We start from the raw sequence: 13,981 nt of genomic DNA on the forward strand, positions 1-13,981 counted from the left end.
TATTTTCAACCATAATCAATTTATGGTTGATTTTAAGTTTATTTAATGGATAATGTTCAACCTCTATGGAGATTCTATGGGTCCTCTTGCAACATTTGCTTGCTCATCAGGTCAGGTCCGGAAGGAAGCAGCCAAAGTAGGTTATGTGTGTGTGAGATGTGGCTGATAGGATCTCCTCCAATTTTTACACTATATTCATATATTACAACAAAAAAATAACGAATTTGAATACATCCTCACTCTTTATACTTAATCAATGATAGCCTCCTTTATATTTTTGTGTTCAATTACTTTAAATTTGCTAATTTATCTATATAGTATAATGTCAGTTAAATATATTTTTTATAGGAATAACGTTCTATGATGCGCATCGGTCTTTTTATTCTCACTAACTTAGCGGTTATGTTTATATTTGGTATCGTCTTAAGTATTTTCGGTGTTGATGGTCGAAGCATTACTGGTTTATTAATTTTTGCTGCACTTTTTGGTTTTGGCGGTTCGTTTGTTTCACTGTTATTATCTAAAAGTATGGCACTACGTGCCGTAGGTGGCCAAGTAATTAAACAGCCTCGTAATGCTCAAGAGCAGTGGCTATTTGATGTTGTTCGTCGTCAATCGGAACAAGCCAATATTAAAATGCCAGAAGTTGTGATCTATAAGGCTGCAGATATGAATGCCTTTGCAACAGGGGCTAGACGCGATAATTCATTGATTGCGGTAAGTACTGCTTTATTAGAAACGATGACTCGTGATGAGGCTGAAGCTGTTATCGCTCATGAAATTAGTCATGTTGCTAATGGTGATATGGTGACGATGACCTTACTACAAGGTATATTGAATACGTTTGTTATTTTTATTTCCCGTTTTCTGGCTCAGATTGTATCGCAAGCACTATCAGAACGTAATCGTGAAATGTCAACCATCGCGTATTACGTGATTATTATGTTATTTGAGTTTGTTTTTGGTATTTTAGCCAGCATTATTACGATGTGGTTTTCTCGTCGTCGTGAATTTTATGCTGATGCAGGATCTGCAAAAATTGTTGGCACACATAAAATGATTGCTGCACTAGAACGTTTAAAAGGCAGTTATGAGCCGAGGGAAGATACCTCTATTATGGCATTTTGTATTAACGGCGCTAAAAAAGTGAAATTTTCTGAGCTATTTATGTCCCATCCGTCATTAGATAAACGTATCGAAGCACTGCGTAATGGGACTTATTTATCTGAGTCTAACAAAAATCAAGGGCTTGTTCGTTAAGCCATGTTATAGTAATTCGGACAGTTAGTTGTCCGAATTAATCTTGTTCTTCAATCCAAGCACAAATAATATTATAAGAAAGTGCTAATATTACCGGGCCTATAAATAATCCCATCGCGCCAAAAGCGAGTAAACCACCAATAACGCCAAATAGAATTAGTAAAAACGGTAAATCAGCCCCTTTTTTGATTAAATAAGCACGCATCAAACTATCTAATGTCGTTAATATCGCGGCAACAATAATTAAGATAATACCTGCAATAATATTATCATTCCAAAATTGCCAGATAATTGCACCTATCATTACTATTACAGGTCCAATTTGGGCTACACAACAAATAAACATTAATAAGGTTAATACACCTGGGAATGGGACATCGGTTAAGATAAAACTTAAGCCGCCCAAAATAGCTAAGGTGATCGCCGTCACTACAACACCTAATGCCACCGCTCTAATTGATTTTCCTGCAAGGGTGATGGTATTTTCGCCATGTTGTTTTGACAGTCGATGAGCAAGATGGTAGATATATTTTTTGACATCTTCACCTTTTAAATAAAGTAAAGCACTGAACACCACCATTACACCACAATGAAATAAGAAAAAGCCAATATTTGTCATCTGATCGAGTAGCCATGATACCATAGTACCAATGTAAGGCTGCATCTCTTTAATAAGTTCAGCACCGTTGTGAGCGATTAATTCTGCCCATTTTTGGTGAGCTTCTAGGCCAACAATAGGAATACTTTTTAACCAATCTAAGGTAGGTAAAGATTGTTGAGAAAAATTACTTCCCCACTCAATTAAAAAACCTGCATTTTTAGTTATGCTAATGATGATCAGCATAAATGGAATAATAAAAAAAAGTGATAAAATTAATGTCATCACCAAAACGGATAATATCCGTTTATGAAATAGTTTATTTTGTATTTTAATCATTAGAGGCCATGTACTTATTACTACCATGACCGCCCAAAAGAAACCAAATAGGAAAGGTTCAACAATCCGGTATGTGACGATAATAAATAGACCAATAATTAAAAGATTTAATGTCAGCTTTAATAGGTCGTAGGTATTTTTTTCTGCAGGCATAGGCTAATTGAATTACAAGTGGTTATATTATTTATATAATATACTATAAACAATGAAGTCGCTATTTATTATTCTCTGTCATGTTTAGCATATTTATGTGTTATTCTATTACAAATTGGCGACAAGTAATCGACGATAGGAGATGAATCATGAATAAAATAATGTCAACAGTAGCATTAAGCGTGTTTGCAGTGATGCTTGCGGGTTGTAGTGCAAATAATGATAAAACAGTGGTTACAGTGAAAAGTATTAATGAAATAGCACCATATCCTCAGGCTGAGGAAGGGTATACTCGTTCGATTATTTATTTACCTGAATTAAAAAATGAACAAAATGCTAAAGTCGAGCTAATGATAGGTAAAGATATGTTGGTTGATTGTAACCTTCATCGTTTATCAGGTTCAATCAGTCAGCAAGAGTTAAAAGGTTGGGGCTATCAATATTATGTGGTAAATAGTAATAATAATGGTATTTCCACTTTGATGGCATGTCCATTGGATGTAAAAGAAAAGATGGAGTTTGTTACGATTAATAATAATTTAGACTTAATTAACTATAATAGTCGCTTACCTATTGTTGTGTATGCACCAAGCGATCTAAAGGTAAAATATCGTATTTGGTCTGCAACGAATGAGGTTAAATCAGCCGTAATAGAATAAAACTTTTTATCTATAAAAAATAAAGCCAGCTTATCGCCGGCTCTATTTTTATCTTATCTAAGTTATCTCATGGAAATCTTATTGATTATCAATGATAGGCTAGAATGATATTAATATTTTACTATTGTGCTAGCTTCTTTACCTAACATATTGTTTAATTGAATTAAATCATCAGCATTTAATGTACCAATCGCACTTTTCAATTTTAATAAATTAGTTAAATAATCATATTTAGCATCAGATAATTGTTGTTTTGCATCATATAACTGAGTAGTTGCATTAAGTACATCTACAATTGTACGAGTACCTACTTCATATCCTGACTCTGTCGCATTTAGTGAACTTTGAGCAGATATTACACTTTGTTCATAAGCTTTAATTGAGCTAATTGATGCGGAAATATTATTATACGCTGAACGAACTGAGTTAATTACTTGACGATTTTGTGTTTCAAGTTGTTCACTGAAACTCACATAATTATACTGTGCTTGTTCAACAGCTGACATGGTTGCACCACCAGAAAAAATCGGCATATTAAATGAAATACCAATTGAGTTCTGACCGCTTATAGTATTGCTGTGACCGTAGCTTGGTCCAGGATTTACTTTTTCACCATACGGTTCACTTTTGCTAAGTGCTGTTGAAGCATTTAGCGTAATAGTCGGCATATATCCAGCTTGTGCTAAACGGATTTGTTCTTTTGCTACATCTCGACTGAGACGCGCTGTTAATAGGTCTAAATTAGTATTTTCAGATTGTTGCAATAATTTTGTGACAGTAATTGGCGGTTGGGTTGAGAACTCTTTAGTATCGATAGCCGCTAAAGTTGTATAGAACCGTCCACTGATTTGTCGTAAGTTTTCAAGAGCATTATTTAAATTATTTGATGCAGTCACTTCTTGCGCAATCGTTAAATCGTAGTTAGCTTGCGCATTTTGTACATCGGTAATCGCAACTAAACCGACTTTATGTTTCTGCTTAGTCTGTTCAAGTTGACGATAAATTGCTTTCTTTTGAGCTTCAGTATAGCTTAATGTATCAAGTGCTTTTAATACATTAAAGTAGTATGTTGAGGTATTTAAAATTAATGCTTGTTCTTGTGATTGATAAGCAATGTCATATACTGCAGCTTGTTGCTTAGTGATATCAAGATTCTTCCATTGAGAATAGTCGAATAATGTTTGGGTAAGATTAAGTCCTAAACTACCACTTTTTTTATTTTGATCATCTGCTTCACGATAACCATAAGCCAAGCCATATGATGCAGATAAGCCTAATTGTGGTAATAAGCTTGCACGTTGACCAGAAATTGCAGAATAAGCTTTTTCTTTATTGGCAAGAGAACTCTTTAATTCTGGGTTAGTCTGACGGGTTTGCTCATACACCTGAATCAAATTTTCAGCAAAAGCAGAAGGTGCAATAATCAAACTCATCAGTAATGGCAATACTTTTTTCATGGGATTTCCTAATAATTCAATATATTATTCGATAAAATAGATTGCGTAATTTTAACAGATAATTAGTATATACATAAGAGCTAGTTTTTTATGATTAGCACTTTTTATTAAAAAATAACTCAATGCGGGTGGATATATGAAAAATCAACAGCACAGTCCAGTCATTTTTACTAAAAAAGATGTATTTGGTCTAACAAAAAAAGTGTTATATAAGGGTTTTTTTTCATTTCTAGAGTATAAATTTCAATATCGTAAATTTGATGGCTCAATCAGTGAAACGGTAACTCGGGAAATTTTAGAACGAGGCAATGCCGTAGTATTACTTGCTTATGATGCTAATTCTGATCAGGTGATCCTTATTGAGCAAATCCGTATTGCCGCAATTGAAACACAAGATTCTCCATGGCTATTAGAACTTATTGCAGGAATGATTGATCATCAAGGTGAGTATATTGAAGATGTTGCTAGACGAGAAGCGATAGAAGAGGCGGGTATAACTATTGGCCGTTGTAAACCGATAGTAAGTTATTTAGCAAGTCCGGGTGGGTTAACAGAGAAACTGCATATTTTAGTTGGTGAGGTTGATGCATCGACTGCTAAAGGAATTCATGGCTTACCAGAAGAGAATGAAGATATTAAAGTTCATGTTGTTAGGCGTGAACAAGCTTATCAATGGGTTGAAAGTGGGCTAATTAATAATGCGGCTTCTATTATCGCATTACAGTGGTTACAGCTAAATTATCAAAAATTGCAGTTAGAATGGAAAGCATAACTAAATCTTAAATTTTAATGTGATAAAATTCACATTTTTTGTACAATTTAGTTACTTATACTAGTAATATTAAAAAAAATATGTGCCATTCGATAGAAATGGTTATATGCTTATTTTTAGACTAATAGTTTTACAGTTTATGATTTGAGGTCGGTTTTGAAAAAAACTGTTTATTTACCGCTGAATGGAACTAAAGGTAAGATATTACATCTTACTGACACCCATCTTTTTGCTGAAGATAATGAGTGTCTATTAGGTATTGATACTAATACCAGTTTCTATGCGGTTATCGATGAAATTAATCAGCAAGTATGTGATTTTGACTTAGTTGTAGCAACGGGTGATTTTGTACAAGATGGTAGTAAAGAGGCTTATCGACGTTTTGCCAAAAAGATTAAGCAACTATCAATTCCCTGTTTTTGGTTACCCGGTAATCACGATGTTTATGATAATATGAAGGAAGTTTTTGAACAGCAAGGGCTTCCGGAGACGAAAGTTGTTTTACTAGGTGAAAACTGGCTAATTGTAATGCTTAACAGTCAAGTTCCTGGTAAGGCATATGGTCTATTGTCTGATGATGAGCTATCTTTTTTAGAAACTACACTTATGGCCTATCCTAACAGAGATATTGCACTCTTTTTACACCATCATCCCGTTATGTCGAATTGCCAATGGTTAGATCAGCACTGTTTAAAAAATAGTAAAGAGTTTGGTGAATTGGTTAAGCAACATAAGAATATTAAATCGATTGCTTGGGGACATATTCATCAAAAGACTGATAAAGTTTGGCATCATTGCCGAGTCTTTTCTACACCATCAACTTGTGTCCAGTTTAAATCTTTGTCTAATAATTTTGCGGTGTCCAATGAACCGCCAAGTTGGCGATTTATTGAACTAAATTCTAATGGTGAAGTGACAACAACTACCCATTGTTTGAGCGATAATTTATTCGAACCCGATACAACCATGAACGGTTATTAACTTTTTATTTTCTAAGAGAATTAATAGTCTGGTTTGATGTATAAAAGTTATAATAGTGGAGCAAAGAAATAGAATAGTCGTTCAGTAATATGTTGCCAGAATGGTCTTTTTCGCCACTCTTCAGGTAATATTTGGATTGACTGATTTAGGTAACTTTGTAATAAACTATTTAATTTCTCTGCAAACTCGGTATCATCAATAACGGCAGTAACTTCGAAGTTTAGCCATAAGCTACGCATATCGAGATTCACTGTACCAACTAAACTTAATTGTTTATCAATTAATACGCTCTTTGTATGCAGTAAGTTATTTTCGAATTGGTAGAGTTTTACTCCGCTTTCTAATAAGTCACTAAAAAAAGCTCGACTAGCCCAGTTCACCATCATTGAGTCATTTTTTTTAGGGATTATTATCGATACTTTTACACCTCTTTGCGCTGCAGTACAGATAGCGTGTAATAAGTCATCGCTAGGGACTAAATAAGGGGTAGTAAATATAATCTCTTCTTGGGCTGAATAAATCGCTGTCAAAAGCGCTTGATGGATCATGTTCTCAGTATAACCAGGCCCTGAAGGAATAAGCTGCATAATATGCTTTTTTTCTTCTGGAGTTTCTGCAAAATCAGTCACTTTAGGTAACGATATTTTTTTACCTGTCTCCATCTCCCAATCGCTGGCAAAAATAGTACTCATTAACGTTGTGATTGGGCCATGCATGCGGATCATTATGTCAACCCATTTACCAACATGTTTATCCTGTTTAAAAAAATTAGGATCAACAATATTCATACTACCCGTGTAAGCGATATGATTATCAATGATGGCTATTTTGCGGTGCTGGCGAAGGTCGAGTCTGCGGAACATAAAACGGAATAGGTTTACCTTCAATGATTCAACAATTTGAATGCCAGCATCCTTCATTTTTTGGCTTTCACCGGTTTTAATAAATTGCCGGCTACCAGCTGAATCTAAAATTAATCGACAAACAACTCCCCGTTTAGCCGCTCGAATTAAAGCTTCTTCAACTTGATTGGCTCTGCCACCTTTGTACCAAATATAAAAAACCATTTCAATATTTGAAGAGGCTTGATCGATATCTTTTATTAGATGATCAAAAATCTCATCAGTCGTACTGATTAAATCAATATGATTACCTTTTATGCCGCCAAGTCCAGTTTGATTTTCACATAATTGAAAGAGTGGTTTAGCAACGTTGCTGACCCCTTTAGTAAAAATGAATGGAAAATCATGTAGCTTTTGGGTAAACGCATTAATAATTGGACGCATTTCTTGCGCTCGCTTTACCCTACGTTGTCCTAGATGTGTTTCACCTAATAGGAAATAAAGGATGATACCAACAACCGGTAGCATATATATAATTAACATCCAAGCTACTACGAAGGTTGTTGGCCTTCTTTTAGTAATAATTCTTAGCGCTGTTGCAACGACTAAAAACCAATAACCAAAAAAAGTTAGCCAACTTATCCAGTCATAAACCGATATTAAGGTTATTTTCATTAAGTATTACTTAACCCTAATTTACTGATATCATCAGTTTCACAGTTATAATGTTGAAATTGTTCTGGTAATGGTCTTGGTTTATTATGTTTATCGACAGATACGTAAGTATAAATTGCTTCAGTAATACAGTAGCGTTCGCCAACGGCACTACCATTATCGGTTATTTTCTTAACCCAAATCTCTATTGAAATTGTTATTGATGAGGTGCCCGTTTTTAGACAATTTGCATAACAACAAACAACATCACCCACTAAAGCGGGTTTATGAAATGAGATACTACTAGCATTAACTGTGACAATTCTGCCGCGTGCAATTTCTTGTGCTAATATGCTACCACCAAGATCCATTTGTGACATAATCCAACCACCAAAAATATGTCCGTGTGGATTAGTATCACTTGGCATTGCTAATGTTCTTAAAACAAGTTGTCCTTTTGGATGTTCTGATTCTTTTTTCATGCTAAATGTTTCCATATTACTATTTATTCTTTGGTTTTATCTGTTTTATCCACTTTACTATAGATATATATACCTGATATTACGGTGACAAGTAAAGAGGCGCCCGGTAAAATAAATGTCTTAAAGATTCCAAAAAATTCAGTAGACATATTGTAAGTTACATACAAGCTAACTAAACCACAAAGAATAAAGAAAAAAGCCCATAACATATTAAGCTTGTTCCATACCTCAGCTGCTAATTGTATCTCTTTACCTAAGATTTTTTGAATTAAGTTCTTTTTAAAACCAATTTGGCTAACCAATAAAATGATAGCAAATAAAAAGTTAATTAAGGTTACTTTCCATTTGATAAAATTTTCATTATGCAAATAGAGTGTAAGTGCTCCAAAAATGATGATCATCAGATAAGAGAATAGCTCTATTTTTTCAATTCTTTTATAAACTACATAAATGATAAAAAAGACGATGGTTGCCGAAATCATTAAGGCTTTTACTCCGGCAAAGATATCATAAACAGTGAGAAACACAAAAAAACATATTAATGGTATAAAATTGAGCAGTTGTTTCATACTAAAGTAAACCTATATAAAATTGAGAGATTAGTGACTTATTAAGTATTAAAACCTGATAAGGTTTTATCAGGCTAATATCTGTTAGGCAATGTGTTGGGCTATTTTTTATTATGGAGGGATGGATTTTGTTTACAATTTTTGCTAGCACAGTGACCATATAAGTATAAACTATGATAAGTTAGTTCAATGCCATGCTGTTCTGCAATCTCTTTTTGTCTTTGATTAATCAGTTCATCTCTGAATTCAAAAACGTCACCACAGTCTAAACAAATTAAATGATCATGATGATTTTGAGAAGCTAGTTCAAAAACTGCTTTACCACCTTCAAAATTATGTCGTGTTACGATACCGGCATCATCAAACTGATTTAAAACACGATATACTGTCGCAAGTCCGATCTCTTCACCCAACTCTAACAATTTTTTATAAAGATCTTCCGCAGTAACATGTTGATATTGTGGGTCTCGTAACAGTTCTAAAATTTTTAACCGTGGTAGTGTTATTTTTAATCCAGCATTTTTTAATGCGGTATTGTTTTCTTGAGTTACCATATTGAATCCCAGTTTCGTATCGTTTTCTTTCGCAGTCATTATAAAAAATATTTAGCAAAAATAAAGCAATCATTTTGAAAGGACATTCCAATCTACATCAATCGATAGGGAGCAAGGATTTACTCTTCTGTAGACTGGAATTATTATACAACTTCGTGAAATAAATAATGGATTAAATTGCCATCTCTTTTTTAACTTGTTCAACCCATTTCACAATACGCTCTTGTGTTAAGTCCGCTTGTCGATCTTCATCGATGGCTAACCCAACAAAATGTTTATCATCAACTAGGCTTTTTGATGATTCAAAATAGTATCCTTCAGTCGGCCAATGACCTACAATTTTTGCACCTTTAGGTTCAATAATATCTCTCAGTGTACCCATAGCATCACAGAAATATTCGGTATAGTCTTCTTGGTCACCACAACCAAAGATTGCAACTGTTTTATTAGAAAAATCAATCTGTTCTAAATTAGGAAAAAAGTCATCCCAATCGCATTGAGACTCTCCATAATACCAAGTCGGAATACCTAAAAATAGATAGCTATACTCTTCAATCTGTTCCTTAGTACTTTTCGCTATATCATAGATATCTGCGAGATCATTACCTAATAAATTCTGAATTTGCTCTGCAACTTTTTCAGTATTTCCAGTATCACTACCGAAAAAAATTCCCACTTTAGCCATAGTTTTACCCTACATTCATTGTTACTTAAAATGAGAATTATAGCATCTAGCAATAAAAAAACAGCAATAATGCTTCATTTATTATAGATTTTTTTTATTAAGCTGTGACAAGGCTACACAATTATCGAATATTGGATTACACTTACAGAAAATTAACGCTATATTTATTGGTAGTATTTTTTATCAATCTCCTTGGGATCTTTTATGAATCTGCATGAATATCAATCAAAACTTTTATTTAAAAAATATGATTTACCTGTACCGGTTGGGTATGTTTGCCATTCAGTTGAAGAAGTTTCGGAAACACTCGCTGAGATTGCCGCTCAAAATTTGCAAGGCAAGTGGGTCGCAAAATGTCAGGTTCATGCAGGGGGACGGGGTAAAGCTGGTGGTGTTATTTGTACTGATAACTTTCAAGATATAAAAAAATTTGCGGCTCACTGGTTTGGACAACATTTAGTAACTTATCAAACGGATAGTAAAGGGCAGCCAGTTAGTAAAATTTTAATTGAACAAGCATCCGATATTCAAAAAGAGTTTTATTTAGGCGCAATTGTTGATAGAGCATCACAACGTATTGTCATTATGGCTTCAACCGAAGGTGGTATGGATATTGAAACCGTTGCGACTAAAACACCTGAATTGATATTTAAGACAGAAATTGATCCGCTAACAGGACCGAATGCTTATCAAGGTCGAGAATTAGCCTTTAAATTAGGTTTAAGTGGTAAATTGATTAATCAATTTGCTAAAATTTTTATAAATTTATCAAAGTTATTTATTGAAAATGATTTATCACTAGCAGAAATCAATCCGTTAGTTATCACTACAACAGAAGAGCTACTGTGCTTAGATGCAAAAATAGTATTAGATGATAATGCGCTTTATCGTCATCCATCCTTAAGCATATTAAGAGATATTACTCAAGAAGATGAACGAGAGTCTATAGCGACTAAGCAGGGGATTAGTTATGTTTCATTAGCGGGTAATATTGGTTGTATGGTTAATGGCGCCGGTCTCGCAATGGCGACAATGGACATTATAAAATTGTATGGTGGTGAGCCTGCTAATTTTCTGGATGTCGGTGGTGGAACAACAAAAGAAAGAGTATGTGAAGCCTTTAAGTTAATTTTATCTGATAAAAACGTAAAAGCAATTTTAGTGAATATTTTCGGTGGTATTGTTCGCTGTGATTTAATTGCTGATGGTGTTATTGCTGCAATTAAAGAGATCGAGTTGAATGTGCCAGTTGTTGTTCGTTTAGAAGGGAATAATGCGGATATTGCTAGAAAAATTTTAGCCGATAGCCAACTTAATATTATCAGTGCTGAGAGTTTAGCTGACGCTGCAGAAAAAATTTCTGCTGTTGCTAAATAATAGATACGGAGTAAAAATGTCAATTTTAATTAATAAAGATACCAAAGTTATTTGTCAGGGATTTACTGGTAGTCAAGGGACATTCCATTCTAAGCAAGCTCTTGAATATGGTACAAAATTAGTTGGTGGTGTAACGCCAGGTAAGGGTGGAACTACACATTTAGATTTGCCTGTTTTTAATACTGTAAAAGAAGCTGTTGCAGCAACGGGTGCTACTGCAACAATGATTTATGTTCCAGCTGCTTTTGGTAAAGATTCTATTTTAGAAGCAATTGATGCAGGTATTAAATTAATTGTCTGTATTACTGAAGGTATCCCAACACTCGATATGCTGATTGTTAAAGAAAAATTACGGCATAGCGATGCTATTATGATTGGTCCTAATTGTCCTGGTATTATTGTGCCTGACCAATGTAAGATTGGAATTATGCCTGGCCATATTCACCTTGCCGGTAAAGTAGGTATTGTCTCTCGTTCAGGGACATTAACTTATGAAGCCGTTAAACAGACCACAGATATTGGTGTTGGCCAATCGGTCTGTGTTGGTATCGGGGGCGATCCGATACCTGGTAGTGATTTTATTTCTATTCTTAGTTTACTTCAAGACGATCCTAATACTGAAGTCATTGTTATGATCGGTGAAATCGGTGGAACCGCAGAAGAAGCTGCTGCTGAATATATCAAAAAACATGTGACTAAACCGGTTGTTGGCTATATTGCCGGTGTTACCGCTCCAGTAGGTAAGAGAATGGGACATGCGGGTGCTATTATTTCTGGAGGAAAAGGTACTGTGGCTGAAAAAACTAAATCTTTAGAGGCTGCAGGAGTCATTGTCGTATCAAGTTTAATTGATATCGGCAAGGCGGTGAAAACAGTGATTTGACGAATTTAACTAATTTTTTTTGATTTTTGTCAATTTTAATTAATTAATTTTAGTGTAGAATAGTACACAATTTTTTTATTGTGTGATTAATTGTCGTTTTATTAGCAGTTTTAGGGAGCTAAAATGGATATCGTTGAACTATCAAGACTCCAGTTTGCACTTACAGCAATGTATCATTTCATATTTGTCCCATTAACACTGGGTCTAGCATTTTTACTTGCTATTATGGAAACCGTTTACGTTGTTAGTGGTAAGCAAATCTGGAAAGATATGACAAAATTCTGGGGCAAATTATTTGGTATTAATTTTGCACTAGGTGTGGCAACTGGGTTAACTATGGAGTTTCAATTCGGGACTAACTGGTCTTACTATGCCCATTATGTTGGGGATATTTTTGGTGCCCCATTAGCAATTGAAGGCTTAATGGCATTCTTTTTAGAATCAACCATGGTTGGTCTCTTCTTCTTCGGCTGGGATCGAATGAGTAAAGGTAAACACTTAATGGTAACGTGGTTAGTTGCTATTGGTTCGAACCTTTCTGCTTTATGGATATTAGTTGCTAATGGTTGGATGCAGTTCCCTGTTGGATCTGAATTCAATGCTATCAACTCACGTATGGAAATGACCAATTTCTTTGATCTGATTACAAGCTCTGTTGCTCAGTTTAAATTCTTACATACCGTTTCGGCGGGTTATGTGACTGGCGCCGTCTTTGTTTTAGGTATCAGCTCTTACTATTTATTAAAAAAACGTGATGTTGATTTTGCTAAACGTTCTTTTGCTGTCGCAGCTGTATTTGGTTTAGTCATGTCTGTTAACCTGATTCTTGTCGGGGATGACGCAGGTCATGAAATGACAACGGTTCAGCCAACGAAATTAGCGGCAATTGAAGCTGAATGGGAAACTCACCCAGCACCGGCATCATTTAACTTAATTGCTTTCCCTTCTCAATCTAAAGAAGAGAATCTTTTTGCTATCGAAATTCCTTACGTGATGGGTATTATTACAACACGTTCACTGGATACTCAGGTAAAAGGATTGAAGGAGATTATGGCTGAAAATGAAGTCAGAATTCGTGATGGTATCTTAGCTTATCAAAGTTTAGAACAAATTAAATCAGGAAATACCTCTCCAGAAGTCCAACAAACTTTTGATAAATATAAAGCTGATTTAGGTTATGGCTATTTAGCTAAACGTTTTACCGATAAAGATAATATTAACTTAGCTGATGCAACTGATGTGCATATTAAAGCGGCGGTAGAGGATTCAATTCCGGCTGTTGCTCCTTTATTCTGGGCATTTAGAATCATGGTTGGTTTAGGTTTCTTAATGTTATTAAGTTTTGCTATTGCAGTTTGGTTAACACTTAAAAATAAAATTGGTGAAAAACGTTGGTTCCACCGTTTCTTACTATTTAGTATTCCGTTTCCATGGATTGCGGTTGAATGTGGTTGGTTTGTTAATGAATATGGTCGTCAACCTTGGGCGATTCAGGATGTATTACCAACAAGTGTAGCCCACTCTTCTTTAACAGCTGGGGAAGTATTATTTACTCTGTTATTAATTTGTGGCTTATATACGTTATTTTTGGTAGCTGAAATGTTCTTAATGTTTAAATATGCTCGTTTGGGCCCAAGTTCATTAGCAACTGGTCGATACCATTATGAGAATATTAAACCACAAGATGTGAAAGAATAGGGCAGGGGAGAATACACT

At 34.7% G+C, this 13,981-nt stretch carries 14 protein-coding genes and 1 other RNA gene; 8 read left to right on the forward strand and 7 right to left on the reverse strand.

The genetic code is table 11. The features are described 5' to 3' along the window. Positions 1–75: 75 nt before the first annotated feature. Both ffs and htpX read left to right on the forward strand, forming a co-directional pair. An RNA gene (gene ffs / locus RHO11_12805) (signal recognition particle sRNA small type) lies at positions 76–171 on the forward strand. 189 nt (positions 172–360) lie between these two features. After that, the gene (gene htpX / locus RHO11_12810; protein WVD61331.1) at positions 361–1,260 is read left to right on the forward strand and encodes a protease HtpX; all 900 of its coding nucleotides are present in this window, start codon (positions 361–363) and stop codon (positions 1,258–1,260) included. Positions 1,261–1,297: 37 nt separating this feature from the next. On the opposite strand, the gene ydiK is transcribed toward htpX, so the two are convergent. Next, positions 1,298–2,350, reverse strand: coding sequence for an AI-2E family transporter YdiK (gene ydiK, locus RHO11_12815; protein ID WVD61332.1), 1,053 nt, complete (start codon positions 2,348–2,350; stop codon positions 1,298–1,300). Positions 2,351–2,499: 149 nt separating this feature from the next. Between ydiK and eco the strand changes: the two genes are divergently transcribed. Further along, positions 2,500–3,009 carry a serine protease inhibitor ecotin gene (eco, locus tag RHO11_12820; GenBank protein WVD61333.1) on the forward strand — a complete coding sequence of 170 codons (510 nt, stop codon included), beginning with the start codon at positions 2,500–2,502 and terminating at the stop codon, positions 3,007–3,009. A 110-nt stretch (positions 3,010–3,119) separates the two neighbouring features. Here eco and tolC read toward each other — a convergent pair whose 3' ends face one another. Further along, entirely contained in the window at positions 3,120–4,466 is a 1,347-nt protein-coding gene (gene tolC, locus RHO11_12825; GenBank protein ID WVD61334.1) for an outer membrane channel protein TolC, read from the reverse strand. 136 nt (positions 4,467–4,602) lie between these two features. Between tolC and nudF the strand changes: the two genes are divergently transcribed. Beyond that, positions 4,603–5,238 (forward strand): ADP-ribose diphosphatase, encoded by a 636-nt coding sequence (gene nudF / locus RHO11_12830; protein WVD61335.1) that lies wholly within the window; start codon positions 4,603–4,605, stop codon positions 5,236–5,238. 156 nt (positions 5,239–5,394) lie between these two features. Beyond that, positions 5,395–6,219, forward strand: coding sequence for a 3',5'-cyclic-AMP phosphodiesterase (gene cpdA / locus RHO11_12835; protein WVD61336.1), 825 nt, complete (start codon positions 5,395–5,397; stop codon positions 6,217–6,219). 47 nt (positions 6,220–6,266) lie between these two features. Here cpdA and cls read toward each other — a convergent pair whose 3' ends face one another. The 5 genes from cls to fldA form a co-directional block, all read right to left on the reverse strand. Then, entirely contained in the window at positions 6,267–7,736 is a 1,470-nt protein-coding gene (gene cls, locus RHO11_12840) for a cardiolipin synthase (GenBank protein WVD61337.1), read from the reverse strand. Further along, complete coding sequence (gene yciA / locus RHO11_12845) at positions 7,736–8,197, reverse strand: acyl-CoA thioester hydrolase YciA (protein ID WVD61338.1); 462 nt, start codon at positions 8,195–8,197, stop codon at positions 7,736–7,738. The genes cls and yciA overlap by 1 nt, the downstream gene beginning before the upstream one ends. A 23-nt stretch (positions 8,198–8,220) precedes the next feature. Further along, a complete protein-coding gene (locus RHO11_12850; GenBank protein WVD61339.1) occupies positions 8,221–8,766 on the reverse strand; it encodes a septation protein A in 546 nt (181 codons plus the stop codon). Positions 8,767–8,867: 101 nt separating this feature from the next. Continuing rightward, complete coding sequence (gene fur / locus RHO11_12855; GenBank protein ID WVD61340.1) at positions 8,868–9,320, reverse strand: ferric iron uptake transcriptional regulator; 453 nt, start codon at positions 9,318–9,320, stop codon at positions 8,868–8,870. Positions 9,321–9,492: 172 nt separating this feature from the next. After that, positions 9,493–10,005: a flavodoxin FldA gene (fldA, locus tag RHO11_12860; GenBank protein ID WVD61341.1), complete on the reverse strand. Its 513-nt coding sequence runs from the start codon at positions 10,003–10,005 to the stop codon at positions 9,493–9,495. Positions 10,006–10,209: 204 nt separating this feature from the next. Here fldA and sucC point away from each other — a divergent pair, with 204 nt between their 5' ends. From sucC to RHO11_12875, 3 genes are all read left to right on the forward strand, one after another. Then, positions 10,210–11,382, forward strand: a complete 1,173-nt coding sequence (gene sucC / locus RHO11_12865; GenBank protein ID WVD61342.1) for an ADP-forming succinate--CoA ligase subunit beta — start codon at positions 10,210–10,212, stop codon at positions 11,380–11,382. Between the two features lie 16 nt (positions 11,383–11,398). Further along, positions 11,399–12,265, forward strand: coding sequence for a succinate--CoA ligase subunit alpha (gene sucD / locus RHO11_12870; GenBank protein WVD61343.1), 867 nt, complete (start codon positions 11,399–11,401; stop codon positions 12,263–12,265). Between the two features lie 123 nt (positions 12,266–12,388). Further along, positions 12,389–13,963: a cytochrome ubiquinol oxidase subunit I gene (locus RHO11_12875; GenBank protein ID WVD61344.1), complete on the forward strand. Its 1,575-nt coding sequence runs from the start codon at positions 12,389–12,391 to the stop codon at positions 13,961–13,963. Positions 13,964–13,981: the final 18 nt, after the last annotated feature.

It is taken from the genome of Orbaceae bacterium BiB (assembly GCA_036251205.1).
GTDB classification, from domain to species: domain Bacteria; phylum Pseudomonadota; class Gammaproteobacteria; order Enterobacterales; family Orbaceae; genus Orbus; species Orbus mooreae.